A 26,016-nucleotide genomic window follows, 5' to 3' on the forward strand; every position below is an offset into this window, starting at 1 on the left:
CAAAAGAGCTGCACTCGACAATCCGGCGTTAAAATCGGCCTCAGGAACGCAGCGCCAGATCGAACAGCGTGTCATCGCCCATCGCAAAGGTACGACACGGCGGACGCAGGGCGGCGTCGAGGGTCTCGATTTCTGCCAGGCTCACCGCCGGGCGCCCCGAACCGATCAACAGCGGCGCCACGACCACATGCAAACGATCGAGCTGGCCATCCGCCAGGAACCGCGACACGGTCTGTCCGCCGCCCTCGATGAGCACGCGGCGAAGCCCGCGTGCCGCCAGGGTGTCGAGCAGCGCCGACGGCGTCAGATCGGCCGCGCCGTCGGGCACCAGCGACTCGACGTGCGCGCCCAGGGCATCGCGTGGCAACGGATGCCGGGTGATATGCAACGTCGGGGCATCGCCGCGCTGGAATACAGCGCTAGCCGCGGGCACGCGGCCGTTGGGATCGAGAATCACGCGTACCGGGTTGCTCCCCGTTACATGCCGCACGGTGAGTTGCGGATCGTCGGCACAGGCCGTGCCCGCCCCGATCACCACGGCATCGACCAGCGCGCGCAGGCGATGCAGATGCACACGACTCGCCTCGCCGGTGACGTAGTGCGAGGCACCGGTGATCGTGGCAATACGTCCATCGAGGCTCTGCCCCAGCTGCGCAATGACGAAGCGCCCGGGCGTGGCGCTGCTCGGCAGCAGACTATCGAGCAGTGCCGTCGCCTCCGCCGTGACCGGATCCTCGGCCTGCCAGGCACCGCCACGCCAGACACGCAGTCGGCCGGCTGCCAGCGTCAACGCCGCATGGCCGTCCCAATCCTCGCGCCGAGCCTCGCAAATCCCTTGCCAGGCCAGCGCCACATCGAGTGTCGCAGGACTCATACGGTCTCCCGTGCCGTGTGCCAACGAAAGTGTCATGACACGTCATCGAAGCATTACGACGCGCAAAAACCAAGGAGAGGCTCATGAGACAAGTAGAACGTGCGATCTTCGACTTGCGCCGCGGCCTGCCGGTCGTGCTGCGTACCCCACAAGACGACGTCTTGATCCAGCCACTGGAAGGCATCGACGACACCGCTCTGACCGCGCTCGCCGATATGGCCGGCCATGCGCCCAGCCTGGTGATCACCACGCATCGCCTCGCCCGACTGGGCACGCTTGCCCCCCGTGACGCCGACGCGGTAAGCCTGCCACTCGGCACACATCACCATGCCAGCGATGTCGTCGCCTGGGCCATGGCCGCCACGGCCGAGCCTCCGGGCGTCCATCCGCCCGAATCCGCCTCGGCGGCGGAAACGGCCGCGCTGGGCCTGATGCGGCGCGGCCTGCTGGTCCCTGCCGCGCTCAGCGTCCGGGTCGATGCGACGCAGCGCGAGTCCCTGGCCGCGCTCATCGAAGACGGCACCCTGCTCGGTGTGGCGCTCGACGACGTGCAACGCTACGGCGAAGGCGATACGACTTCGCTCAAGCGTATCAGCGAAGCCAACGTGCCCCTCGCCGATGCCGAACACGCCCGCTTCGTACTGTTCCGTGAAAGCGACGGCCTGCGCGAGCATCTCGCGGTGCTGGTCGGCGCCCCCTCCGACTGGGCGGACGCCGTGCCAGTGCGGCTACATTCGGCGTGCCTGACGGGTGATCTGTTCGGCAGCCTGCGCTGCGATTGCGGCGAGCAGTTACGCACCAGCGTGGCGGCCATTAGCGAGCGTGGCGGCGGCATCTTGTTGTATCTCGCCCAGGAAGGGCGCGGCATCGGCCTGGCCAACAAGCTACGCGCCTACGGCCTGCAGGATGCGGGGCTGGATACCGTCGATGCTGACCAGGTGCTGGGTTTCGGCGAGGACGAGCGGCAATACCGGGCAGCGTTGCAGATGCTGGCCGAGCTCGACGTCACGCGTATCGCACTGCTGACCAACAACCCCGAGAAGATCGCGGCCATGAGCCTCGGCGGCATCGACGTGGCGGGGCGCGAGGCCTGCTATGGCCAGCTCAACGAGTACAATCGACGTTACCTGAGCGCCAAGGCCGAACGCGCCGGGCACTGGCTGGAGGGCGTTCTCGAAAGCCCCGACGCCACTGACAGGCGCACGGCGCACCGCGATACCTCCGGTTCGCTCGAATGAGGTGACGCGCGCCCTACCGGCGCGCCTCTCACTGTGGTGAGCGTTCGCGCAGTTGGGCAAGATCGAAGCAGCCGGCCTCCTCGATCACATTCGCCAGGCGCGCGGCGAAATGAGCGACCAGCCTTTCCCCCAAGGCCGGCGTGGCCAGGGTCGCATTGCCCACCGCGCCGCTGGGGTGCAGGTCTTGCGCCATCCAGGCGAAACCGGCATCGCCCTCGGGGAGTAACGTGCGACCGGCGCGTTCCTGATGCGCCCCTAACGAGACTGCCTCGTCGAGCTCGGCCCAGCGTACCTTGTGAGGCGCCAGATGCATCATCATCGCGGTTTCCAGCGCGCCGCCATGCAACCCATGGCGCAACTCCTCGGCGGGCAGCGCGTCTTCGGGCGGCGTGAAGCGAAAGTAATTCGCCTTGACCACCAGCAAGCCGTGACGCTCGCGCAACTTGAGTGCCGCCAGATCGACCACCGCCTTGTTGCCGCCATGGCTATTGAACAGCACCAGGCGGCGAATCCCCGCACGCGCCACGCTGGCACCGATATCCACCAGATGCGCAATGGCCGTCTCCGGCGTCAGGCTCAAGGTGCCGGCGAAGCCGCCATGCTCGAGGCTCGAACCCACCGCTAACGTGGGCAGTATCAGCAAATCCAAGGATGTCGCGACACGTTCGCGCATCGCCGCGACCAGGCCATCGGCGATATCCACATCGGTGGAAAGCGGCAGATGGGCGCCATGCTGTTCGATGGCTCCCAACGGCAACAACGCCACGCTCTCCGGCCCTACGCGCCGGGCCAGCTCGGGGCTGCTCAGCGACGCCCAGTCGACGCCACCGAGCGCGGCATTTTCAAGCGATGAAGCGTTCATGATGTCTCCTCCTTTTCCAGCGCCGCCACCCAGTCGGCGAAGCCACTGTCACGTACCACGCGTCGATGCAAGGCGCTGTCCAGGACCCGCGCGTCGCCACCGGCCAGCGTCAACTGGCGCTTGGCGCGGGTAATGCCGGTATACACCAGCTCGCGGGTCAGGATCGGGTTGTCATGCTCGGGCAGCACGAACAACACGTGGTCGAACTCGGAGCCCTGCGATTTATGCACCGTCATCGCGAACACCGTCTCGCAGGCCTCGAGACGCGAAGGCAATACCGCCCGTGCACCATCGGCGGTCGCAAAGAACACCCGCAGATGCTGCTGCGCCTCGGGGTCGGGCAGGACGATACCGATGTCGCCGTTATAGAGCCCCAGTTGCGGGTCATTGCGTGTCACCATCACCGGGCGCCCGGCGTACCACCCCTGATGATCGTCGATGAGGCCCTCGCCCCACAGGCGTGTGGCGATACGCGCGTTGAGCCCTTCGACGCCCCAGGGACCACGTTTGAGCGCACACAGCACCTGGAAATCCCCCAGCCGCTCCAGCACCTCCGTCGCCGTGGCGCCTGCCGCAATACGCCGGTAGAGATCACGATAGCCGGCCAGCGCGGCACGCTCGACGGCCGCCTGGTCGCGCGCCGCCGCCAACCAGTTGATATCCGCGTAACCCGCGTCCCACGCGCGGCGAAACGCGGCGATGTCGCCGGCATTGGTGGCCGCCGCCAGGACGCCGATGCCGCTATGTGCATCGAAACGGTAGCTCTTGCGCAGCATGACCACGTGATCGGCCAGCGGTGAGCACGCAGCATCGGGCGTCATCGCGATGCCCGCCAGCCGCTCGAGAACGTCACAGGCGTGAGGCGAATAGCCCTGATCCAGGGCATTGGCACAGAGATCGCCAAGCACCGACCCAGCCTCCACCGAGGCGAGTTGATCCTTGTCACCGAGCAGAATCAGGCGCGCCTCGGCCGGCATGGCGTCGAGCAACGCGGCCATCAGTTCCAGATCCACCATCGAGGCTTCGTCCACCACCAGCAGGTCGAGACTCAGCGGATGCCCAGCGTGATGGCGAAAGCGCCGCGTATCCGGACGCGCGCCAAGCAAGCGGTGCAGCGTCAACGCCTCGCGTGGCAAGGCTGCCTTGACGTCATCGCCGACGTCGAGATCCTTCACCGCACCGGCAATCGACTCGGACAAGCGCGCTGCCGCCTTGCCAGTGGGCGCGGCCAGCTGGATACGCAGACCGTGGCTCGACTCCGCCGACGACAGCGCCTGCGTCTGAAGCAATGCCAAAAGCCGCGTCACGGTCGTGGTCTTGCCGGTGCCGGGGCCGCCGGAAATGATCGTCAGCCGGTTGCGTAGCGCCAGCGTGCACGCCACCTTCTGCCAATCCGGCGTGTCATCGTGCGCGGCGTTCGCGGCAAACAGCCGCGCCAGAGGCTCGGCCAGCGACGCCTCCACCGGCAGGGGCCGCCCCAACCGCTCGCCGAGATACGCCGCCACCGCCTGCTCGGCAGACCAGTAGCGGCGTAGATACAAGCGTTCGCCCGCCAGCACCAGCGGCGTAGTGCCCGGCCCAGGCGGCGCCACCAACGGCGACGCGGCCAATCGCGCCGCCCAGGTGGCACTATCCAGCCCCTGCAGAAAATCCTCGGGAAGCGGCACCTCAGCCTGCGGCGCGCTCTCTTCCAACGGCGGCAGCGAAAGCACGTCGCGCGGCGCCGACAAGGCACGCGACAGCGCCAGGCAAACATGGCCACGTCCCAGTTGATGGCTGGTCAGCGCCGCCGCCAGCAGCACCTCGGCCGGCGCCTCGAGGTCGTGCTCGGCGAGAAAGCGCACGAAGTGGGTATCCAGCGCACGTAGCCAGCCCAGCGCCTCCCACCATGCCAAGCTCTCGAACAATCGCGCGCGCGAAGGCGGGGTCGCCTCCAGGGTCAAGGAATATTGCGCGTCGCTCATGCATTCTCTCCCGGGGTAGTCTCAGGCGCTGCGACGCCATGTTCGCGACGCAGCGCCTCGACGGGCGCCGCGTCGCCGGCGAGCCAGGCATCCAGGGCCTCGATCAAGCGCCGTTCGGGGCACCGCTGGAAGACGCCATGATCCGGCGTGCCATCGAAGCCGCGCAGGAACACGTAACAGGCCCCGCCCATGTGGGTATCGTAATCGTAATCTTCGAGACGCGCCGTCAGCAGGCGGTGCAGTGCCAGCACGTACAACACGTACTGCAGGTCGTAGCGATGCGCAACCATGGCCTCGGCCAGCGCCTCGTGGTGATAGTCGGCCAGGGCGTCGCCTAGATGATTGGACTTCCAGTCGAGGACGTACCAGCGGCCGTCTTCGGCCTCGAACACCAGATCGATGAAGCCCTTGAGCATACCGTTGAGCTTGCGCGGCGCCAGCCGGGGGCGTGGCGTCGGCAAGGGCTCCAGCGCGCAGACCAGCGCATCGAGCGGCGTACTCCAGGCATCCTCGGCGGGCAGCCAGAACTCCAGCTCTGCCCGCCAGGCGGCCAGTCCATCGAGACGGATCGCCGCGCCCTGGTGGCCGGCGAACGGTGCCGGCAGCGCCTGGCACAACCAATCGAGCAACACCGGCGCCCACTCGGCGTCGAAGCCGCCGAGGTGCAGGCGCGTGCTGACCAGACGCTGCAATTCGTCGCGATAAGCCGGTTCGCTCAATCGGTCGAAGTCCACCGCTTCCAGCAGGCCATGCAGAAAGGTCCCCGGGCGCGGGCCGCGCGGAAAATCGCGCAACGTGCGCGCCGCGGGACGCGGTACCGGATCGCGCTCACGGCTGACCTCGACATCCAGCGTCGCCGGGGCGTCCCAGGGCAGTGCCTGTGCGCCCCCACCGGTCTCGAGACGCGCGTCGGCGATCAACGCCGAATACGAGGCGATCCACCAGTCGTCGTCGATGCCCCCGGTAAAGCGTCGCGCCGGCGCCATTTCCGGAGCGTCGTCGCCGAGGCGCAGGCGATGCGCGGGTGGCTCGGGCAGCGCCTCGACGTTCAGCGCCGCCGCCAGGCGCTCGCGCAGCATCTGGCCGTCATCATCGGCCTGGCAGCCCAGCAATCGGCCCAGCGCCGTCTCGTGCAGGCAGCTCGACGCGCCACGCCCGCGCCCCAGTTGCGCAACGCCCAGTCGGCAGGCATGCGCGGCCCGCGTGAGCGCGACATAGAGCAGCCGCACATCTTCGTCCAGTCGCGCCCGCTCGGCGGCCGCCAGTTGCGTGTCGTCGGCACCATGCATCCAGATCCGGCCCTCTTGCGGATCGCGCCATTCGAGCAAGCCGGTGCCGCGATCCGGTGTCGCCGGCCGGTAATCGCAGACGAACGGCAACAACACGATGGGATACTCGAGGCCCTTGGCCTTGTGGATGGTAATGACCTTGACCAGTTCCTCGTCGCTTTCCAGCCGCTGACTGACCGCCTCGGCATCGAGCTCGGCCGCCCCTTCGAGGAGCGCGCGATGCCACCAGCGCAACAGCGCATGCTCGCCGTCGAGTCGGGCCGACACCGTCTGCGCCAGCTCACCCAGATGCAACAGGTCGGTCAGCGCACGCTCGCCGTCATCGCGCTGTCCCAGGCGTTCGGCAACCCGGAAGTCGCGCATCACCGCACGCAGCATGGGCAGCACGCCACGCCGCTGCCATTGGCGATGATAGTCGGCGAAACGCTCGACTTCGCGTTCCCACGCCAGCTCGTCGGCGAGCAGCGTTTCCAGCGTCGCCGGCGTATCGCACAACAGGCGCGTCGCCAACGCCGCCTTGAGGCGAGCATCCTGGCGCGGCTGCGCCACCGCCTCGAACAACTGCAACAGCTCGAAGGCCAACGGGGTATCGAAGACGCTGGTGCGCTCACTGAGATAGACGCTACGAATGCCGCCCTCGGCCAGCGCGCGACGTACCGCCAGCGCCTCAGCGCCCTTGCGCACCAGAATCGCGATGTCCGCGGGACGCACCGGACGCCGAGCGCCGTTGTCATCAACGAAATAGGCGCCGCCCTCGAGCATCCGCTGCGTCTCGGCACGCGCGGCGCTTGCCATGCGGGCCTGATATTCTGACTTGGTGTGGCGTTCCTCATCCGGCCACCAGGCACCGAGCGCCGCCATGTCGTTGCCATCGGCGTCCACCAGGCGCGTCGACTTGCCCTGGGCTGCGACTTCGACGAAAGGGATCTCGTCGCTGCCGAACGGTTCGGGATGACGCGTGAACAGCGTATTGATCGACTCGACCATGGCGTGGCTGGAGCGAAAGTTGCGCGCCAGGGTGAAGCGACTCGGCGTTTCGCGCCGCGCCGCCAGATAGGTGTCGATATCGGCACCGCGAAAGGCGTAGATCGCCTGCTTGGGGTCGCCGATCATCAGCAAGGTGGTCGTGGTCTCCACCTCGGGCGCCCGGTAGATGCGCGAGAAGATGCGGTACTGCAGCGGATCGGTATCCTGAAACTCGTCGATCAACGCCACCGGCAGTGCTCGGCGAATGCGTCCCGCAAGGCGCAGCGCGGCTTCCGGGGCCGCGTCGGGGTCGAGCGCGGCATCCAGATCGCACAACAGATCGCCGAACTCCCACCAGCCCTGGCGACGCTTCTCGGCGGCGAACATCGCCGCCACCGTGTCACGCGCATGGGCCAACACTTGCGGCACCAGTTGCTCGAAAGGCGTCGCGGTCTCGGCTAGCTCGTCGAGCAGCGCGAAAAAGGCATGCGTGGGCGCATCATGCCCCTTCTTGGTGGCCCCTTCGAGTTTGGCCTGACTCAGCCAGAAGCGGCCCTGGCTATCGGTCGTGTCGTCATCGCCGCCCGCCTCGAGTGTCGTCAGCCACTGCTCGAATGCCGCCAGGCGTGTCTCGAGCTCTTCCGGCTTGTAACTGCGCTTGTTGAGAGCGCCGCGCTCGAAAGCGTCCTGCAGGCAGGTCGCGATGGCCTCGCGATCCCACGCCTGGCGCAGCCGGGCTTCCAGTTCACTGCGAGCGGCCAGCGAGCGCTCGGCACTCTCCAGCAACGCGCTCAACGAGGCAGGCGCCTGAATATATTCGCCGTCCCACCACAGTGGCTGCGCCCGACCCTCCTTGAGCAGCGGCGTCAAAGCGCGACTCAGCGCCTCAGGCCCCTCCCAGCGGCGACGGATTTCACGTTGCCAGTGCGCGGCGAGAGGATAGAAATGACAGCGCCAATAGTCCTCCACGACCCGCGTCAACAAGGCCGAGCCATCCTGCAGCAACTCGGCGCCGAAACGCGCGCCGGCATCGAAGGCGTGGCGCGTCAGCATGCGCTGGCAGAAGCCATGGATGGTGAAGATCGCCGCTTCGTCCATCAGTCGCGCAGCCTGATCGAGGCGCTTGGCGGCACCGGCCAGGGCATCGTCACCGGCCTCGACCAAGGGCCCCAGCAGCGCCGCGAGTACCTTGTCGTCCCGCGTCTCTTGCGGCGCCAGCAACCAGTCGCGGGCTTCCTTGAGACGTGCACGAATGCGCCCACGCAGCTCGGCGGTGGCGGCTTCGGTAAAGGTCACCACGAGAATTTCCGGCGGCAACAGCGGGCGCGGGAAATCATACTCTTCACGCCCGGGCAACGGGCCGAGCACCAGACGCACATAAAGTGCCGCCAAGGTGAAGGTCTTGCCGGTGCCCGCGCTGGCCTCGATCAGGTGATGGCCGGTCAACGGCAGCGTCTCGAGCACCAAGGGCTGAACGGTCGGTGCCGTGGCATGGCTGGGCGACGTCATGAACGACCTCCGTGTACCCGCTGGGCGATGCGCGCCAGCATGTCCATTAGCGGCGCATACTGGGTGAGCGAGGCGGCGATGCCGCCCGCTGCCTCGAAGGTGGCGAAATCGGGCCACAATTGCCCCAGTGCACCGTCACTCGCACGCAGCGCCGCCGGGCCGGCGAAAGCATCGGTTTCATAACGTGCGATGAGCGCCTCGCGCAGACCGGCATCCGGCGCCTCCCCTGACGCCAACGACGCCCAGTCAGTACGCGGCAGGCGCTTCCAGACCTCCTTGGCGATCTCGTCGATGGCCGGCCACGGGGCTCGATAAGCACGCGCCCAGGCCGCCAGCAGGCCATCGAGTTCGCCTGCGGCGCTGGCCTTGTCCAGCCCCGGGAGGCTCAGACAGCGATCCTCGAAGATCGCCGTCCAGGCACACGGCGCCTCCAACGTGGCATTGGCAAGCAGCCAGCGCAGATAACCGGCATACAACCGATGCAACTTGCCGACGTGGCGATAAGGGCCTTCGCCCTCGACCTTCAGATGCCCGTAGTGGCCTGGCTCCAGCGTCACCAGTCGCCAGGGCGTCGAGGCCTCTTCAGGCGCGGCGAAAAGACCGTCCAGACGCGCCTCCAGAGTGAGTTCTTTGTCGTCCAGAGCTTCATGACCAGCGACATGACGCACCAGCGGCGGCGTCGACGCGACGCACTCGGCCACCTCGCGGCGCCAGCTTTCCACCTGGCGCGACAGGCGCGCCAGCCGCGGTTCGATCAGCGCCTCGCCGAAACCGGCCGTGGGCAGGCGCCCGGCCATGCGCAGCCGCTCGGCGACGGCGGTAAGCGGCACACCATCCCGGGCGCCCTCGAGCAGCTCGCGCTTGAGATCGTGATCTTCCAGGCCGTCCAGCGCGAATGGCTCGTTATCCTCGTCGGGCACATGGGCGTCAGCAAAATGCACGCCCAGGCGCCCGAGATAGACCGTCCAGGGGCGACGCAGCACGCGTTGTAGATCGCCCAACCCGAGCGGTTCGCTGGGCAATTCGACCACCGCAGCGGCATGTGGCGGCACGGATTCGTCGCGCTCAAGTGGCATATACAGCGCCTCCCAGCTCGACTCATAGGTGAATCGCGGATCGTCTCGCTCGAAGTAGCGTCGCGAGAAGGGCTGCAACGGATGTGTCTCGATCAGGCGCTGCGCCAGGCGCGTGGCGCGGTCGGCGGCATCGCTCTCCGGCGCGTCCCAGCCCTGTTCGAGGGTATCGAGCAACTCGCCGATCAACACTGACGGCGGACGCGGGGTATTGTCGCGCACGTCGCGCCCTACCCAGGAAAGCGTCAGGCGTTCGCGCGCCGAGAGCATGGCCTCGAGCATCAGATAACGATCGTCGTCGCGACGCGAACGATCACCGGAACGCGGCCGCGTCGCCATCAGATCGAAATCCTGGGGCTGGCGCACGCGGGGATAGTCGCCATCATTCATACCCAGCAGATAGACATGACGAAAGGGAATCGCGCGCATCGGCATCAGCGTCGCGAAGTTGACCTTGCCGGCCAGAAAGCGCTGCGCGAGGCCGCCTTCGTCGAGTTCGGCGCGCAGCGCATCGCGCACCACACCGAGTCCCACCGGAGCCTCGAAACCGGCCTGCCGGCATTGCTGCGACCAGCGGCCCAGCGCCGCGTCGAGGCGTGCCATGACATCGTGCTCCTCTGCCGTGGTAGGGCTCAGGCAGGCGGCTAACAAAGCCTGCAGACGTCCCAGCCATGCCTCGGGGGACAATCGCTCGCTCAAGGCCGCACGCTGCGTTTCCAGGGTATCGAGCAGCGCCGCCACACGCCCGGCGAGATCGGCCTCGAGCCCACCCACCTCGGCATACGGTACGATACCTTGGAAGTCCCAGCGCGGCGAGTGCCCCAGTGAGTCATCACTTTCGCCCTGAGCGCCGTTCGCATCCGGTTCGCCCACGGCGTAGCCGAGCAGCATGCGCGACAGCCCAAAACGCCAGCTGTTCTCGCCCAGCGCGGGGAATCCCAATGATCGACGGTGCTCGGCACTCAGCCCCCAACGCACACCACTACCGGCCAGCCACTGGCGCAGCCGTTCGAGCTCGGCCTCGTCGATGGCGAAGCGAGCACGAAAGGCGGGCACTTCCAGAGCATCGAGCACTTCGCTGACCGTCAGACGGCGCTCGGGCAAGTCGAGCAACAGCAAAGCCAGTACCATCAACGGGTGCGCCTCGCTGGCCACCTGGTCGGCGATGGTGAAGGGAATATGCCGAGCGTGCGACGGCGGCAACTGGCCAAAAACCGCCTCGATGCAGGGCGCATAGCGGTCGATATCCGGCACCATGACCACGATGTCGCGAGGCCGCAGCGATTCGCCCGCCGCCTCAGCGTCCTCGAAGGCCGCCAGCAAGCGATCGTGGAGGATCTCCACCTCGCGTAGCGGTGAGTGAGCGCTGACAAGGGCCAGGGAGCCGTCGTCCTCGGCGAGCGTTCTCGGCTCGCCTTCCTGTCGGGCGCGCTCGCCGGGGTGCGCCAGTTCGAGCACGTCCTGCTGTAACTGCTGCAACAGCGTCGGCGACTGCGCGGGCGCCATGTCACGAAAGACATCGGTTTCCAGATCGAAGCCGCGCGCGCTCTCGAATTCATAAAGGCCGACGATGAAATCACGCCCCTGGGTGCCCCACCCCGCCAGCAGTGGATTGGCGTGCAGATGCAGGGCTTCCTCGTCGAGCTCGGCCAACCACGGCGCCTCGGGATGGCGCGTTTCCTGCTCATGGCGTGCCTGGGCCGATAACCGCCCGGCACGCTTGATGGCATCGCGGTCGGAAACGATATCGCCCCAGTAGTGGCGACACGGGTTGGCGATCATCAAAAACACATCGACCACGCCGGAAAGCGCGTGCAAGGCCTCCAGCGTCTGCGCCGGCAACGCCGAGATCCCGAATACGAACAACCGGGGTGGCATATCGCGGGGCCGCTCGCGAAGCTGCCGGGCCGCGTCGAGAAAACGCCGGTGCAGACGTGCGCGATGGTGCTCGCGCGCCTGTACCGGAGCGTCTTCGATCAGCGCCCGCCACAACGCCGGCTGCCAACGCTGATCGTCGGGCAATTCCTCAGGCGCGGTCTCGCCACGCTCCCAGGCCTCGATCCATTCGGGCCGATAGATCAGGTATTGATCGAAGAGATCGGCGAGGCGCACCGCCAGGTGCCAACGGCGCCGCTCTTGCGCCTCATATGCGGCGCCCGGCATGGGACTGGCCTCCAGCGCCTCGCTCTGCAGGTAACCGCGAAGCGGCGCGTAACAGCTCGGGTCGTCCGGCACGGCTTGCGGATCGAGACAGCGCTCCAGCAGATCCATCAGGCGCCAGGCCAGCGGCGTCTTGTCGAACGGCGATTGCTCGGGAATGTCATCACCGAGCACCGCGCGGTAGGCACGCCACACGAAGCTCGAAGGCAGCGGAAAATCCACCGAGGCAGCAATACCGTCGGCCTCGGCCAGCGTCAGGCGCAACCACTGCGCCATACCGTTGGATTGCACGAGAAAGGTTTCCGGCACTAGCGGCGGTTGACGATGGCGCCGAATGACATCGAGCGCCAGGGTTCCCAGGTCCTCGAGATGATTGGCGTGTATGACGCTGAACATGGATGCTCCCGGCGGTCGAGGTAACGTCCAGTAGTATCTTACACCATCGTGTGGATGGCCCCGAGCCCCAGCAAGAGCAGGAAGCCAACGTATCTGGAACCTTCCGCACGCCAGAAAACGTGGCGCCGCCGCTAGTCAACTTTACGCTAACCAAAAGTTGACATATAGGCGCATACTCGTACCCTAATTGTTAACTTTAAATACTAAACAAGTTAACAGAGAGTGGATATATTATGCCTGCCCAGTCACACGACAACGCTTGGGCCGATCCTTCCGCGACGCCCCGGACGGCCATTCGATACGATTGGTCTTTGGAAGAGATCGAAGCGCTGTTCGCGCTGCCCTTCAACGACCTGCTGTTTCGTGCCCAGCAGGTGCACCGGGAATATTTCGACCCCAATGCCGTGCAGATCTCCACCCTGCTGTCGATCAAGACCGGCGCCTGCCCCGAGGACTGCAAGTACTGCCCGCAATCCGGGCACTACAACACCGGGCTCGGCAAGGAGAAGCTGCTCGAGGTCGAGAAGGTGGTGGAGCAAGCCAAGGCGGCCAAGGATGCCGGGGCCAGCCGCTTTTGCATGGGCGCCGCCTGGCGCAGTCCCCGGGAACGCGACCTGGACGTGGTGCTGGAGATGGTCGGTCGGGTCAAGGCCCTGGGTCTGGAAACCTGCATGACGTTGGGCATGGTCGACGCTCACCAAGCGGGCCGATTGGCCGAAGCAGGCCTGGACTACTACAACCACAATCTGGATACCTCACCGGAATACTACGGCGAGATCATCACTACCCGTTCCTACGCCGACCGTCTGGATACCCTGTCCAACGTCCGTGATGCCGGCATGAAGGTCTGTTCGGGCGGGATTCTCGGCATGGGCGAGGCGCCACGCGACCGCGCGGCTCTGCTGCAACAACTGGCGCGCCTGGAGCCGCACCCCGAATCGGTGCCGATCAACATGCTGGTCAAGGTGCCGGGTACGCCGATGGAAAACGTCGAAGACCTGGACCCGCTGGAGTTCATTCGCGCCATCGCCGTGGCTCGCATCCTGATGCCCAAAAGCCACGTGCGCCTGTCTGCCGGCCGCGAGCAGATGGACGAATCGACTCAGGCCATGGCGTTTCTCGCCGGTGCCAACTCGATCTTCTACGGCGATACCCTGCTGACCACCGGCAACCCGCAGGTGGAGCGCGACCGGGCGCTTTTCGACAAACTCGGCCTGCATCCCGAACCTATCGACCCGGATGCGCCCGACGCCCGCAGCGACGATGAACAAGACGAGATCGCACTGGCCCATGCCATTCAGCGCCAACGTGACGACGCCCTCTTCTACGACGCCGCCCGGGCCTGAGCCGTGCTATCGCGTGCAGACCTCTGGACAAAGCGGCTGGCGGAGGCTGAGGAAAAGCGCCGTGCTCACGATGGCTGGCGGCAACGCTCCACCCTTAGCGATGTCGCGCCCTTCATCGACTTCGCCGGCAACGATTATCTGGGCCTGGCCGACGACCCGCGTCTGGCCGAGGCTCAAACCGAGGCCACGAGACGCCTGGGTGCCGGCGCCAAGGCGTCGCATCTGGTCTCCGGGCACCTCGAGATCCACGAACGACTCGAGCGACACCTGGCCGCGCTGACCGGCCGCCCCCACGCCCTGCTGTTCTCCACCGGTTACATGGCCAACCTGGGCACCCTGCAGGCGCTATGCGACCGCCACACCCCGGTCTTCCAGGACCGCCTGAACCACGCCTCGCTGATCGACGGTGCACGGCTCGCCGGCGCGCCCTCGCGGCGCTTCCACCATCGCGACCTCGATGATCTCGAGCGCCTGCTCGCCCGCTCACCGAGCGATACGCCGACGCTGGTGGTCAGCGACGGCGTATTCAGCATGGATGGCGATACGGCCGACATCGCCGGCCTCGCCAGCACCTGCCGACACCAAGGAGCCTGGCTGATGATCGACGACGCCCATGGTCTCGGCGTGCTCGGCGAACATGGCGACGGTTGCGTGGGACGCGCCCACGGCGTCGACGACGTGCCGATACTGGTCGGCACGCTCGGCAAGGCACTGGGCAGTGCCGGGGCCTTCGTGGCCGGTGACGAGGCGCTGATCGATCACCTGATTCAGTTCGCCCGTCCTTACGTCTACACCACCGCCCAGCCGCCCGGCGTGGCGGCGGCCACCCTGGCCGCCCTGGACATCCTCGAAGACGAGCCCGAGCGCCGCACCTGGCTGTTTGAGCGCATCGGCCGCTTCCGCCGCGAGGCCGCCACACTCGGCTTGCCGCTGGCCAACTCTCGGACGCCCATCCAGCCTATCGTGCTGGGGGACAACGCGCGCGTCATGCGCTGGGCCGAGCGCCTGACCCGGGCCGGATTGCGCGTCGGTGCCATCCGTGCGCCCACCGTGCCTCGTGGCCAGGCACGCCTGCGCATCACCCTCTCCGCCACCCATGAGACGACGGCCCTCGACGCTCTGCTCGAAGCGCTGGCCGCCTGCCAGCGGGAGGAGCGCGCATGACTGCCACACCCGAAAAACGCCTGGTCCTGCTCTCCGGGTGGGGCTGCGACGCCCGCCTCTGGCAAGCGCTAGACGGGCACTGGTCACCGGAAGTCGACGTCGAGACGCCGGACTGGCCCGGCTACGGCGATCGCGCCGCGCTCGACGATCCCGTCTCGCTGGAGTCCTTGGCCGATGCCATGGCCAATGACCTGCCGAGTAACGCCGTCTGGGTCGGCTGGTCGCTGGGCGGACTGCTGGCCGGCGCCCTGATCGACCGGCTGCCCCCGCCCCACGCCCTGGTGTTGCTCGGGATCGGCGAGCGTTTCACCCATCCGCAAGGCGTCAGCGCAGCCGACTTGACCAACTTCCGCGACGCCTTCCAGCGCAATCCGGAGGCTACCCGTAGCCACTTTCTGCGCTGGCAACTTGGCGGCGAGCCGTCACCCCGGAATGCGCATCGACGTCTACGCGCTCTGCTCGGCGACGAGGTGAGCGCCGACACGGCCACCCTGGCTGCGGGGCTCACGCAGCTCGCGGAGATCGACAATATCCAGCGCCTGGCCACGCCACCCTGCCCGGTGCATCGGCTGGCCGGCGAGGCCGACCCGCTGCTGGCCCCGGCGGTGCGCGAGCGGGCCGACTACCGTCTGCCCGAGGCCGGCCACTGCCCGCTCATCAGCCAACCGGAACGACTCGTCCATGCGCTGGCCGCCATCACCGTAGCGCCGACGCAGTCACTCGCCGGGGCCGCTCTGGAGGCGATGCCATGACCGCACTGCCATGCCACAGCCTCGATGCGGACACCGATGCTCGGGATCGCGACTGGCGCGCCCGGGTCGCGCATGCCTTTTCGCGTGCCGCACCGCATTACGCCCGCCGCGCCACCGCCCAGCATGCCATGGGCAAGCGCCTGCTCGAGCAACTGCCCGATCACGCATGCGATGTACTGGATCTGGGCTGCGGCCCCGGCGACCTGACCGCTGCGCTGGCAACGCACTATGGCGCCGACTGTACGGTCAGCGGCCTGGACCTTGCCGCGGGCATGCTCGACGAGGCACGTCGACGCCATCCTGAAGCGATTCGCTGGATATGCGGCGACGCCGCCATGTTGCCCCACGCTGACGCCAGCTTCGATCTCGTCGTCTCCAATCTGGCGATCCAATGGTGTCCGGACATTGACCGGGTACTTAACGAAATCCGACGGGTCCTGAGGCCGGGAGGACGTGCGCTGATCAATACCCTGGCGCCGGGCACGCTGGCCGAGGTCGGCCACGCCTGGACGCGACCCGTCGCCCTGCTCGACTTCCACGACGCCGCCCGGCATCGCCGAGCTGCCCATGGCGCCGGCTTCCGTCGCGTCGAGGTCACGGCTCGTACCGAGCGCTTCCATTATCCCGACTTCGCGGCCGTGATGGCTTCCATCAAGGGCGTCGGTGCCCAGGTAGCACGCAACGGTGCTCGGCTCTCGCGCGCCGACGTGGCCTGCGCCGCCCGACGCTTCGAGACGCTTCGCACCGAGGCCGGCCTACCCGTCTCTTATCACCTTCTAACGCTCGATCTGGAACGCTGAGATGACCGCCTACTTCGTCACCGGCACCGACACCGACGCCGGCAAGACCCTCATCGCCAGCGGCCTGCTGGCCCTGGCCCGCCGCCGCGGCCTGACCACTCTCGGGCTCAAGCCCGTGGCCTCCGGCTGCGAGCCCACCGCCGACGGGCTGCGTAACATCGACGCCCTGGCCCTCCAGGCCCAGAGCGAATCTATCACCTCGTACGCCACTATCAATCCCTATGCCTATTCACCGGCCATTGCCCCGCATCTGGCCGCACGGCGTGTCGGCGAGGCACCGACTCTCGATGTTCTGGCCGCGCACGTCGCCGAACCGCTGGCCGAGAAGCGCGACCTGACACTGATCGAGGGCGCCGGCGGCTGGCGTGTGCCGCTCAATGACATCGAGGATCTCGCCGGCCTGGCGGTGCGCCTCGAACTGCCGGTGGTCCTGGTGGTGGGTCTCGAGCTCGGCTGCCTGAACCACGCCCGGCTCACGGCCGAGGCGATTCGCGCCGACGGCCTGCCACTGGTCGGCTGGGTGGGCAATCTGATCGATTCCGACTTCGCTACTGACGCGGCCTGCTACCGCGACAACCTGGCAACCCTAGAGCGCAGCCTGGAGGCGCCCTGCCTAGGGATCGTGCCGCGCCTGACCGCCGATACGCCGGCGGCACGAGCAGCATCCGCCGCCGATCACCTGGCACTGCCCGGCAACGAGTGAATATCGGCAGCGTCAGTGGACAACCACGCCATCGACACGCGATTCATATACAAGGAAACACGATGACATCCCCGATCTGGCATCCCTATGCCCATCTCAAGTCCCAGGCGCCGTCACCCAAGGTGGTCGGCGGCGAGGGACCGCGCTTCACTCTGGAGACCGGCGAGTCCTTGCTGGATGCCACCTGTTCCTGGTGGTGCATGATCCACGGCTATCGTCATCGGCGACTGGTCGAGGCCATCCAGCGCCAGGCCGACGAGCTGTGCCACGTGATGCTGGGCGGGCTGACCCACGAGTCCGCCGACCGCCTAGCTCGCGAGCTGGTACGCGTCACCCCCGAGGGGTTGAACCACGTGTTCTTCTCCGACAGCGGCTCGGTGGGCATGGAAGTGGCCATGAAGATGGCGGTGCAGTATCACTACCTGCGCGGCAAGCCGGCCAAGCACCGCATGCTGACGCTGATGAAGGCCTACCACGGCGATACCGCCGGCTGCATGGCGGTATGCGATCCCGAGGAAGGCATGCATTCGCTGTTCGCGGGTTTCCTGCCGCAGCATTACTTCGCTCCGGCGCCCACGGCCGGCTTCGAGGCCGGCGAGGATGAGGTTCAAGCCGACCTCGACGCCCTGCGCGGCGTGCTGGAGGCCCATCATGAGAAAATAGGCGCCCTGCTGATGGAGCCGCTGCTGCAAGCGGCCGGCGGGCTCAACATGACCTCGCCTCACTATTTGCGTGGCGCCCGCGCGCTGTGCGACGAATTCGATGTGCTGCTGATCTTCGACGAGGTGGCCACCGGCTTCGGCCGCACCGGCAAGATGTTCGCCGCCGACCACGCCGACGTGACGCCGGACATCATGGTGCTCTCCAAGGGCCTCACCGGCGGCTACCTGGGCCACGCCGCGACGCTTGCCACCGATCATGTGCACGACGCCTTCATCGGCGACAGCGAGCTGCACGCCTTCATGCACGGCCCCACTTTCATGGGCAATCCGCTGGCCTGTCGCGTCGCGCTGGAGAGCCTGGCAGTGTTCGAGGAGGACGACTACCTGGGCCGTATTCAGGCGCTGAACGACGTGCTGCGCGAGGAGCTGCTCGACGATGCGGAGCTGCGCGCGCACCCGGACGTGGCCGACGTGCGCGTACTGGGCGCCACCGCGGTGATCGAAGTCCACGATGCCGAAACCCTCGAGGGCGTAGCCGGGTTCGCCCGACGCCAGGGCGTATGGCTACGTCCCTTCGGCCATTGGCTGTACACCATGCCGGCCTACATCACTTCTAGTAACGACTTGCGCCGCATCACCGATGTCATGAAGCATTGGTTTAACGCACGTCACGTCCCCTCGACCTCGCAGTGAAGTCGTGGCTCACTCCATGAAGACGCGGATTACGTCTTGGCCCATCGGCAATGTTAACCTATCGAGCTCATGTGCCCTTTCATTCATCGGCACCGCGCATTCCGCGAGGAGCCCCCGTGCAGCCATTGCCGCCTCCCCATCCAAACACTGCCGAGGATCGTCCACGGCGGGTCGGCGTTGAGATCGAATTCGCCGGCCTCATGCCCGATACCGCGGCGCGGCTGGTCGCCGACTGCTTCGGTGGCGATATCGTGCGACAAAGCCCCCATCGCATGCGTGTCGAGGGCACGCCCTGGGGCAAGTTCACCATCGAGCTGGACAGCAAATACGTCCATCCCGACGCAGCGGTCATGAAAGCCAACGGAATGGTACCCGGTCAGGCCCCGTCGGTGGGGCGCGAATGGCGCGTGGAGTTCCATCAACGCTCGCGCGAGTGGCTCGGCGAGATGGTCGCCGGCCTGGTGCCCACCGAGATCGTCTCGCCACCGGTTCCATGGTCGGAACTGGGCGAATTCGACCGGCTCTTCGAAGCCCTGCGGCGGCATGGCGCAGAAGGCACCGATGCCAGCGTCTTCTATGGTTTCGGGCTGCATCTCAATCCCGAAGTCCCCGCCACCGATACGCCGAGCGTCCTCGCGCATCTGCAAGCCTATATCATCCTCGCCGCCTGGCTACGCGATCAGATCCAGGTCGACATCACCCGCGAGATATTGCCGCATACCAATCCCTTCCCCAAGGCCTATGCCTTGAAGGTGCTCGATCCCGATTACGCGCCGACGCAGGCACAATTGATCAGCGATTATCTGCGCGACAACCCAACCCGTAACCGTGAACTCGACATGTGCCCCTTGTTCGCCCATCTCGCGCCCGAGGCCGCGCATCCCTTGCTCCAGGAAAACCTGGTCAAACCGCGCCCTACTTTTCACTTTCGCCTGCCCAATGCCCAGCTCGACACGCTCGACTGGGGCAGCGTCACGGAATGGAACCGCTGGGTAACAGTCGAGCGCCTAGCCGCCGACCCGCACAGCTTGCGCACGCAGATGCAGGCTTATCGCGCCCATCACACGCAATCGACGATGGGGCAATGGCGGGATAAACTGAAACGCTGGGTCGAGAAATGAGTTCACGACCGCTGATCGGCATCACCACCTCGGATAACAAAAGTTTCATGGCGTGGGCATGCGACCGGCTTGCCGTATGGCGTGCCGGCGGTCAACCGGTGCGGCTATCGCCCTCGCGCGAGATTCCCGACGGGCTGGCGGGCTTGATGATCGGCGGTGGCGACGACATCGGCGCTCAGCTCTATGGCGGAGAAATGCGACTCGACGTACGCGTCGACCCGACGCGGGACCAGTTGGAGCTCACGCTGCTCGAGCGCTTTCTGCCCCAGCAGTTGCCCGTACTGGGCATCTGTCGAGGCGCGCAGATCATCAACGTACACTGCGGCGGCACCCTGATCGGCGATATCTATACCACCTACGACCATGTGCGCCGACAGCGAACTGTGCTGCCTCGCAAGCAGGTCGACATCGCCATCGGGAGCCGCTTGCATACCCTGCTCGACGTCTCGCGCTGTCGCGTCAATAGCCTTCATCACCAGGCAGTGGATCGGCTCGGCGAGACCCTTCACGTGGTGGCGCGCGACCGTGACGGCCTGATCCAGGCCATCGAGGCTGCCGAATACCCCTATCTGATCGGCGTACAGTGGCATCCAGAATTCCTCATTTTCAATCGCCCCCAGCAGCGCCTGATTCGTGGCCTCGTCGACGCCGCGCGCACGCATTGATCTCTTTACACGCGATGACCTTCCCACACGAAGACGCCCCGCATGATGGCGGGGCGTCTTCGTACGGCGTTCGTTCACTACTACTCAACGACTCATGAGGCCATGACGGCCAGCCGCCGACCGCGCGGCGCACGCATCAAATAGAGTCCGATGACGATGCCCAACCCGCCCAGCGCGGCGACGTAGACCGCCGGAAACATGGGATGCACGGCCATCAGTATCGACACTACGATCGGCGTGAAACCGCCAAAGATCGCATAGGCGACATTGTACGAGAACGACAGCCCCGTGAAGCGCACCATGGCCGGGAACGACTTGACGGCAACCGTCGGCACCACGCCGACGATCCCCACGGCAAAGCCACATAGTATGTAAAGCGGCGTCAGCCACTCGGGATGCGTGCCGACAGTGATCATCATCGCCCAATAGCTGATCGCCAGCAGCACCCCCCACAACGCGATGGTAGGCCCACTGCCGATACGATCAGCGCTCCAGCCCGAAGCCAGGCAACCGACCACTACACCGAGAATGGCGTAGACATTGGCCAACGAGGCATCCAGCGCGTAACGGGTCTCGAGCAGGCTCGGTGTCATCAGGATCACTACCACGATGGCGGCGGTCAGAATCCAGGTGACGGCCATCGACAGCACGACGCTCGGCAAGTGGTTGCGCAAGATACTCTTGACCGGTAGCTCCTCGGCCAGCGCCTTCTTCTCCTGCATCTCGGCGAACACCGGCGTCTCATGCAACCAGCGGCGCAGGTACACGGCCACCAATCCGAAGACGCCACCGATCAGAAACGGAATCCGCCAGGCGTACGCAGCCAACTCCGCATCGCTGTAGGTGGTCTTTATGAACGCCGACATCAGCGAGCCGATGAGAATTCCCGACACCAGGCCAGCGGATAGCGTGCCGCAGGCGAAGCCCACGTGACGACGCTTGACGTGCTCGGTGACGAAAACCCAGGCGCCGGGCACTTCACCGCCCACCGCAGCCCCCTGCAGGATGCGCAACGTCACCAGCAGCAGCGGTGCCGCATAGCCCAAGGTGTCGTAGGTCGGCATCAAACCGATCAACAGCGTGGGTACCGCCATCAGGAAGATCGACAGGGTGAACATCTTCTTGCGCCCCAGCAGGTCGCCGAAGTGCGCCATGATGATGCCGCCCAAAGGACGGGCCAGATAGCCGGCGGCAAAGATCCCGAAGGTCTGGATCTGGCGTAGCCATTCGGGCATCTCGGGGGGAAAGAACAACTGCCCCACCACCGTCGCGAAATACACGAAGATGATGAAATCGTAAAACTCCAGTGCACCGCCCAAGGCGGACAGCGACAGCACCTTGACGTCGCGGCGATTCAGCGGGCGCGACGAGGCCGCATCGGTCTCTTGCGAAGTAGCCATGATGAATGAGGTCTTCCGTCGAATGATCGTTGATCGTGTTATATGAACATCAGTCCAGCGTCGCGATACCCAAGTAGGGCGGGAGGTACCGACCGACGAGCGTGTAGGAGGCTAACAGATTCGCGGAAAGACTGCATCGACGACGTTGTCAAGCACCAACGACGCCAAGGGAGGAATGCCTATAAAAGGGCCGGCGCAAGGCCGGCCCCGAAGAAGCGATGCCGATCAGCTTTCGAGCGTAGCATCCAGCGTGATCTCGGCATTCAGCACGCGCGAGATCGGGCAACCTTCCTTGGCCTTGTTGGCCGATTCATCGAAGTCCGACTGGTCGATGCCCGGTACCTTGGCGCGGGTAACGAGGTGCACCTTGGTGATCTTGAAGCCGCTGTCGTCCTGATCCAGCGTCACGGTTGCTTCGGTACGTACATCGTCGGGGTCGTGTCCAGCTTCCCCCAGAATCATCGACAGCGCCATCGAATAGCAACTGGCATGGGATGCTGCGATCAATTCCTCAGGGTTGGTCCCTGGCTCGCCTTCGAAGCGCGTGTTGAAACCATAGGGATTGTCCTTGAGCGCACCGCTCTGAGTGGAGACCGTCCCATTGCCGCGCTTGAGACTGCCTTGCCAATGGGCGGAACCGGTTTTCTCGATACTCATTCGTGCCTCCTTTCGTGAGTGGGCGTCATGCCCCTACACCATAGTCCATATGGGTGATGTCGTGGACTTCAAGGGGCCAGTGATTAGTCTCTCGCCCGCACGCGACGACACGCCGACCACTGCTCGGCCAGAGCAGCGCTACCCATTTCACGCAAGGCGGCGACATTATCCTCGGGGATCGACCCCGGCGCGGGATGATTCGCCACGGCGGCCTCGACACTGCGCTCGCGCAGAAGATGCCACATCGGCCAGGGCGAGCGATTGGTATAATTGGCGGGATCGTCGGCCGCGCTGCCCTCGAAGTCAGTGTTCTCCAAGACATCGTTCTCAAAGGCGTCGTTCTCAAAGACATCGTTCTCAAAGACATAGTCGGGATGAAAGCTCGCCAACTGGTAAATCCCCGCATAACCCTCCGCCTCGAGCAGTGACTCAGCGACCCCCAGCAGATCCAGATAATCGTCGAAGTCGGCCAGCCCTTCCGGCAGGATCATCAGCGTGGTCTCGATCGCCGGCTCGGCGTCCAGCCGATGACACTCCTCGATCAAGGCATGCAGAAGATGTTCGGGGTTAGCACCATCCGCCACGACATAACGCAGGCTGTCACGGCGCACCTCGCGACCGGCGAAAGGGCAGACGTCATGCGCCACGACGAAGTTCGCTACCCAGGCGCGGGTCATGGCGATGACATCGGCATCCAGGGGACGCTCGGACATGTGAATCGATCCTGAAACGAGAAAGGGCTGTCAGTATAACGGACTTGTCGTGCTCTCCGTGTCGGCGCACCCTGAAGGCATCCGCATTCATCCATACTATTTCCTCACGCTAGAGAGGCAGTCACATGGCCACGCCTTTTTCTTCCGACACAACACACGCCCCCGACACACCTGGCGTCACCCTCGCCGCTACCGCCCGGGAATCCGCCGTCACGCTTCCCGCCATCGGCCAGGGAAGCTGGCATATGGGCGAGAACCGCGCCCCGCGTCGCGATGAAGTCCACGCCCTGCAATACGGTCTCGACCTGGGCATGACGCTGATAGACACCGCCGAGATGTACGCCGACGGCGGCGCCGAGGAAATCGTCGGCGAGGCCCTGCGCGGGCGGCGCGACGAGGCCTTCGTGGTCTCCAAGGTCTATCCGTGGAATGCCGGCCGTCACGACGCCTTCGCCGCCTGCGAGCGCAGTCTGAAGCGCTTGGGCACCGATCATCTGGACCTATATCTACTACACTGGCCCGGCAACGTGCCCTTGGAAGAAACGCTGGAAGCGTTCGAGCATCTGCAGGCCCAGGGCAAGATTCGACGCTACGGCGTCTCCAACTTCGACCTCGATGATATGCACGCCCTGCATGCCGTGCCCGGTGGCGACGCCTGCACTGTCAACCAGGTGCTCTATCATCTCGGCTCGCGCGGCATCGAACACAGCTTGCTGCCCTGGCAGCGCCAACACGGCCTGCCGACCATGGCCTACTGCCCCTTGGCCCAGGGCGGGCAAGAGCTCGACCACCCCGAGGTCCGCGCTATCGCCGACGAGCTCGGCGTCAGCCCCGCTCAGGTACTGCTGGCCTGGGCGACTCGCCCCGCGCCCGCCGGTCAACGCGACGTCATCGCCATCCCCAAGGCCGTGCAGCCCGCCCACGTCGAAGCCAATGCCGCCGCCATGCAGCTCACGCTGGACAATGCCAGCATCGCGCGGTTGAACGCCGCTTTTCCAGCACCCACAGAACCCGTTACGCTTGATATCGTCTGAAAGTTCGAAGCACTCTGTCTTTCATCGATTTGGAAGGAGTCCTTATGATAGGCGCAGTATCTCGTACGCAGCCCTCGCAATCGCATTGGCTTCCGGCCTTCGGCCTGGCATTGGGAACGGCTCTGGCCAGCACCCCAATGGCCGTGGCGGCACAGGAAACCGATACCTCGGAGGAAAGCAATCAAGAGACACCGCACTACGGCGCCGAACTCGAAGGCTTCGACTATCCCTACCCGGTGGAGCGCTTTCGCTTCACGTCCCAACGCCAAGACCTGCAGATGGCCTACCTAGACGTTCCCGCAGAAGACCCCAACGGCCAAACCGTGGTGCTCATGCACGGCAAGAATTTCTGCGCCGCCACCTGGCAGGACTCCATCGAACGTCTGAACGATGCCGGATATCGCGTTATTGCGCCGGACCAGATCGGCTTCTGTAAATCGAGCAAGCCCGAGGCGTATCAGTTCAGCTTCCATCAGTTAGCTGCCAACACCCACGCACTGCTGGAAAATCTAGACGTGGACGATGTCACCGTCATGGGTCACTCCATGGGCGGCATGCTGGCAAGTCGCTACGCGTTGATGTACCCCGACGATACCGAGCAACTGGTACTGGTCAACCCGATCGGGCTAGAAGACTGGAAAGCGATGGGCGTGCCCTATCAATCCATCGACGAGACCTATGCCGCCGAAAAACAGAAGACGGCCGAGGCGATTCGTCAGTACCAGAAATCGACCTACTACGTAGGCGAATGGGAGCCACGCTACGACCGTTGGGTCAATATGCTGGCAGGCATGTATGCCGGCGACGGTGGCGACCGGGTTGCCTGGAACCAGACACTGACGTCCAACATGGTCTTCACCCAGCCCGTGATCCATGAATTCGACAAGATCCAAGTACCGACACTGCTATTGATCGGCGAGCAAGACAACACCGCCATCGGCAAGGGCCGCGCCTCCGACGCGCTCCAGAAGACACTAGGCGACTATGAAGTGCTCGGCGAACGAGCTGCCGACCGGATTCCCGACGCCGAGTTGGTCGAATTTCCCGATCTCGGTCATTCGCCACACATTCAACAGCCAGAGCGCTTTCACAAAGCCCTTTTCAACGGCCTCGAACGTCTCAACGACACCGACACTTCTACCTAAAGCGATAGCTGCCCGGGCGTCGCGGTCGTACCATGCCGCGACGCCAGCCGATCCGCCAGCCGCGTCGGCTCGGGCAGCTTGGTCTTGCCCAGGCAAGCGTTCGTCCACTCCAGCGCCGTGGCCTGATCGAGCCGATGCCCAGGAGAGACGATCACCGGCTTGACGTTCTCGCGGGAACGCAGCATTGCGCCGATGACCACGCGTCCTTCGGCATCGGTTTCGACGTCGGCGGGGTCCTCGGTGCGGCGACGGTCGTTGAGCGGCGTCCATTCACCGCGCGTGGCCGGCACATCGCAGTGACGACCGCAAAGCACCTTCTTCGCCACGCCGATCGTCGGCAGATCGAGCCACAAGCCCAGGTGCGAGGCCACGCCGAGACGCCGTGGGTGGGCAATCCCCTGGCCATCGACCATGACAAGGTCGGGGGACGACGCCAGCCGCGCAAAGGCGGCCAGGGCGGCGGGAATCTCGCGAAACGACAATAGCCCCGGAATATACGGCATGCGTGTCGGCTCGCGGTGCACCACCGACTCGCGCAGCGTCAACGACGGCCATTCGAGCACCACGACCGCTGCTCGCGTCGTCTCGCCGCCATCCTCGAAGCCGATATCCACGCCAGCGATGCAGGTCACCGCATCTGGCCTTCCCTGCCGGATGACGCGCGGCGCCAAGCGACGCTGCAGTGCCACGGCCTCCTCGGGGGTCAGCGTCCAGGCATGCAGGTCTTCATGATGTGTCATACCGCCTCCTTGTCCTTGTTCCTTCCTTCCCTCCTTACCACTGGCCCCATTGGGCCACCCTCCTGCAACCGGTAAACTGAAGGACCGGTA

General features: G+C 65.5%; 20 protein-coding genes. 11 read left to right on the forward strand and 9 right to left on the reverse strand.

All coding sequences use genetic code 11. The annotated features are described in order from the left end of the window. Nucleotides 1-40: 40 nt before the first annotated feature. Nucleotides 41-874 (reverse strand): RibD family protein, encoded by an 834-nt coding sequence (locus tag OP496_RS01900; RefSeq protein ID WP_280561669.1) that lies wholly within the window; start codon nt 872-874, stop codon nt 41-43. An 83-nt stretch (nt 875-957) separates the two neighbouring features. Between OP496_RS01900 and ribA the strand changes: the two genes are divergently transcribed. Beyond that, nucleotides 958-2,112: a GTP cyclohydrolase II RibA gene (gene ribA, locus OP496_RS01905; protein WP_280561670.1), complete on the forward strand. Its 1,155-nt coding sequence runs from the start codon at nt 958-960 to the stop codon at nt 2,110-2,112. Nucleotides 2,113-2,140: 28 nt separating this feature from the next. Here the strand turns inward: ribA and OP496_RS01910 are convergent, their stop codons facing one another. The 4 genes from OP496_RS01910 to recC are packed head-to-tail and all read right to left on the reverse strand — an operon-like array spanning nt 2,141 to nt 12,331. Beyond that, the gene (locus OP496_RS01910; RefSeq protein WP_280561672.1) at nt 2,141-2,974 is read right to left on the reverse strand and encodes a creatininase family protein; all 834 of its coding nucleotides are present in this window, start codon (nt 2,972-2,974) and stop codon (nt 2,141-2,143) included. Then, on the reverse strand, nt 2,971-4,938 hold the full coding sequence (gene recD / locus OP496_RS01915) for an exodeoxyribonuclease V subunit alpha (protein ID WP_280561674.1): 1,968 nt from the start codon (nt 4,936-4,938) through the stop codon (nt 2,971-2,973). The genes OP496_RS01910 and recD overlap by 4 nt, the downstream gene beginning before the upstream one ends. Continuing rightward, nucleotides 4,935-8,702: an exodeoxyribonuclease V subunit beta gene (gene recB, locus OP496_RS01920; protein ID WP_280561676.1), complete on the reverse strand. Its 3,768-nt coding sequence runs from the start codon at nt 8,700-8,702 to the stop codon at nt 4,935-4,937. The genes recD and recB overlap by 4 nt, the downstream gene beginning before the upstream one ends. Further along, nucleotides 8,699-12,331 carry an exodeoxyribonuclease V subunit gamma gene (gene recC / locus OP496_RS01925; protein ID WP_280561678.1) on the reverse strand — a complete coding sequence of 1,211 codons (3,633 nt, stop codon included), beginning with the start codon at nt 12,329-12,331 and terminating at the stop codon, nt 8,699-8,701. The genes recB and recC overlap by 4 nt, the downstream gene beginning before the upstream one ends. Before the next feature lie 233 nt (nt 12,332-12,564). Here recC and bioB point away from each other — a divergent pair, with 233 nt between their 5' ends. The 8 genes from bioB (at nt 12,565) to OP496_RS01965 (ending at nt 20,237) form a co-directional block, all read left to right on the forward strand. Beyond that, a complete protein-coding gene (gene bioB, locus OP496_RS01930) occupies nt 12,565-13,677 on the forward strand; it encodes a biotin synthase BioB (protein WP_280561680.1) in 1,113 nt (370 codons plus the stop codon). Nucleotides 13,678-13,680: 3 nt separating this feature from the next. Beyond that, nucleotides 13,681-14,841, forward strand: coding sequence for an 8-amino-7-oxononanoate synthase (bioF, locus tag OP496_RS01935; RefSeq protein WP_280561682.1), 1,161 nt, complete (start codon nt 13,681-13,683; stop codon nt 14,839-14,841). Beyond that, the gene (locus tag OP496_RS01940) at nt 14,838-15,593 is read left to right on the forward strand and encodes an alpha/beta fold hydrolase (protein WP_280561684.1); all 756 of its coding nucleotides are present in this window, start codon (nt 14,838-14,840) and stop codon (nt 15,591-15,593) included. Before bioF ends, OP496_RS01940 begins: the two co-directional genes overlap by 4 nt. Then, nucleotides 15,590-16,393: a methyltransferase domain-containing protein gene (locus tag OP496_RS01945; RefSeq protein ID WP_280561685.1), complete on the forward strand. Its 804-nt coding sequence runs from the start codon at nt 15,590-15,592 to the stop codon at nt 16,391-16,393. The genes OP496_RS01940 and OP496_RS01945 overlap by 4 nt, the downstream gene beginning before the upstream one ends. Nucleotide 16,394: 1 nt before the next feature. Continuing rightward, nucleotides 16,395-17,096 (forward strand): dethiobiotin synthase, encoded by a 702-nt coding sequence (gene bioD, locus OP496_RS01950; RefSeq protein ID WP_280561687.1) that lies wholly within the window; start codon nt 16,395-16,397, stop codon nt 17,094-17,096. Between the two features lie 62 nt (nt 17,097-17,158). Then, nucleotides 17,159-18,451: an adenosylmethionine--8-amino-7-oxononanoate transaminase gene (gene bioA / locus OP496_RS01955; protein ID WP_280561688.1), complete on the forward strand. Its 1,293-nt coding sequence runs from the start codon at nt 17,159-17,161 to the stop codon at nt 18,449-18,451. A 116-nt stretch (nt 18,452-18,567) separates the two neighbouring features. After that, the gene (locus OP496_RS01960; RefSeq protein WP_280561689.1) at nt 18,568-19,572 is read left to right on the forward strand and encodes an amidoligase family protein; all 1,005 of its coding nucleotides are present in this window, start codon (nt 18,568-18,570) and stop codon (nt 19,570-19,572) included. Beyond that, nucleotides 19,569-20,237, forward strand: coding sequence for a type 1 glutamine amidotransferase (locus OP496_RS01965; protein ID WP_280561690.1), 669 nt, complete (start codon nt 19,569-19,571; stop codon nt 20,235-20,237). The genes OP496_RS01960 and OP496_RS01965 overlap by 4 nt, the downstream gene beginning before the upstream one ends. A 92-nt stretch (nt 20,238-20,329) precedes the next feature. On the opposite strand, the gene OP496_RS01970 is transcribed toward OP496_RS01965, so the two are convergent. From OP496_RS01970 to OP496_RS01980, 3 genes are all read right to left on the reverse strand, one after another. Continuing rightward, on the reverse strand, nt 20,330-21,637 hold the full coding sequence (locus tag OP496_RS01970; RefSeq protein WP_280561692.1) for an MFS transporter: 1,308 nt from the start codon (nt 21,635-21,637) through the stop codon (nt 20,330-20,332). Between the two features lie 225 nt (nt 21,638-21,862). Continuing rightward, nucleotides 21,863-22,294, reverse strand: a complete 432-nt coding sequence (locus tag OP496_RS01975) for an OsmC family protein (RefSeq protein ID WP_280561693.1) — start codon at nt 22,292-22,294, stop codon at nt 21,863-21,865. Between the two features lie 83 nt (nt 22,295-22,377). Continuing rightward, nucleotides 22,378-23,007, reverse strand: a complete 630-nt coding sequence (locus OP496_RS01980) for a DUF1415 domain-containing protein (protein WP_280561694.1) — start codon at nt 23,005-23,007, stop codon at nt 22,378-22,380. Between the two features lie 125 nt (nt 23,008-23,132). Here OP496_RS01980 and OP496_RS01985 point away from each other — a divergent pair, with 125 nt between their 5' ends. Both OP496_RS01985 and OP496_RS01990 read left to right on the forward strand, forming a co-directional pair. After that, entirely contained in the window at nt 23,133-24,041 is a 909-nt protein-coding gene (locus OP496_RS01985; RefSeq protein ID WP_280561695.1) for an aldo/keto reductase, read from the forward strand. Between the two features lie 44 nt (nt 24,042-24,085). Further along, complete coding sequence (locus tag OP496_RS01990; RefSeq protein WP_280561696.1) at nt 24,086-25,186, forward strand: alpha/beta hydrolase; 1,101 nt, start codon at nt 24,086-24,088, stop codon at nt 25,184-25,186. Here OP496_RS01990 and nfi read toward each other — a convergent pair. Continuing rightward, nucleotides 25,183-25,926: a deoxyribonuclease V gene (nfi, locus tag OP496_RS01995; RefSeq protein WP_280561697.1), complete on the reverse strand. Its 744-nt coding sequence runs from the start codon at nt 25,924-25,926 to the stop codon at nt 25,183-25,185. The two genes, OP496_RS01990 and nfi, sit on opposite strands and share 4 nt — an antisense overlap. Between the last annotated feature and the right edge of the window lie 90 nt (nt 25,927-26,016).

It is taken from the genome of Chromohalobacter sp. 48-RD10, assembly GCF_029889785.1.
Taxonomy (GTDB): domain Bacteria; phylum Pseudomonadota; class Gammaproteobacteria; order Pseudomonadales; family Halomonadaceae; genus Chromohalobacter.

Excerpts from the sequence above, each read along its gene's own strand:
- OP496_RS01900 (WP_280561669.1), bottom strand. The coding sequence starts at position 874 with ATGAGTCCTGCGACACTCGATGTGGCGCTGGCCTGGCAAGGGATTTGC.
- ribA (WP_280561670.1), top strand. The coding sequence starts at position 958 with ATGAGACAAGTAGAACGTGCGATCTTCGACTTGCGCCGCGGCCTGCCG.
- OP496_RS01910 (WP_280561672.1), bottom strand. The coding sequence starts at position 2,974 with ATGAACGCTTCATCGCTTGAAAATGCCGCGCTCGGTGGCGTCGACTGG.
- recD (WP_280561674.1), bottom strand. The coding sequence starts at position 4,938 with ATGAGCGACGCGCAATATTCCTTGACCCTGGAGGCGACCCCGCCTTCG.
- recB (WP_280561676.1), bottom strand. The coding sequence starts at position 8,702 with ATGACGTCGCCCAGCCATGCCACGGCACCGACCGTTCAGCCCTTGGTG.
- recC (WP_280561678.1), bottom strand. The coding sequence starts at position 12,331 with ATGTTCAGCGTCATACACGCCAATCATCTCGAGGACCTGGGAACCCTG.
- bioB (WP_280561680.1), top strand. The coding sequence starts at position 12,565 with ATGCCTGCCCAGTCACACGACAACGCTTGGGCCGATCCTTCCGCGACG.
- OP496_RS01940 (WP_280561684.1), top strand. The coding sequence starts at position 14,838 with ATGACTGCCACACCCGAAAAACGCCTGGTCCTGCTCTCCGGGTGGGGC.
- OP496_RS01945 (WP_280561685.1), top strand. The coding sequence starts at position 15,590 with ATGACCGCACTGCCATGCCACAGCCTCGATGCGGACACCGATGCTCGG.
- bioD (WP_280561687.1), top strand. The coding sequence starts at position 16,395 with ATGACCGCCTACTTCGTCACCGGCACCGACACCGACGCCGGCAAGACC.
- bioA (WP_280561688.1), top strand. The coding sequence starts at position 17,159 with ATGACATCCCCGATCTGGCATCCCTATGCCCATCTCAAGTCCCAGGCG.
- OP496_RS01965 (WP_280561690.1), top strand. The coding sequence starts at position 19,569 with ATGAGTTCACGACCGCTGATCGGCATCACCACCTCGGATAACAAAAGT.
- OP496_RS01970 (WP_280561692.1), bottom strand. The coding sequence starts at position 21,637 with ATGGCTACTTCGCAAGAGACCGATGCGGCCTCGTCGCGCCCGCTGAAT.
- OP496_RS01975 (WP_280561693.1), bottom strand. The coding sequence starts at position 22,294 with ATGAGTATCGAGAAAACCGGTTCCGCCCATTGGCAAGGCAGTCTCAAG.
- OP496_RS01980 (WP_280561694.1), bottom strand. The coding sequence starts at position 23,007 with ATGTCCGAGCGTCCCCTGGATGCCGATGTCATCGCCATGACCCGCGCC.
- OP496_RS01985 (WP_280561695.1), top strand. The coding sequence starts at position 23,133 with ATGGCCACGCCTTTTTCTTCCGACACAACACACGCCCCCGACACACCT.
- OP496_RS01990 (WP_280561696.1), top strand. The coding sequence starts at position 24,086 with ATGATAGGCGCAGTATCTCGTACGCAGCCCTCGCAATCGCATTGGCTT.
- nfi (WP_280561697.1), bottom strand. The coding sequence starts at position 25,926 with ATGACACATCATGAAGACCTGCATGCCTGGACGCTGACCCCCGAGGAG.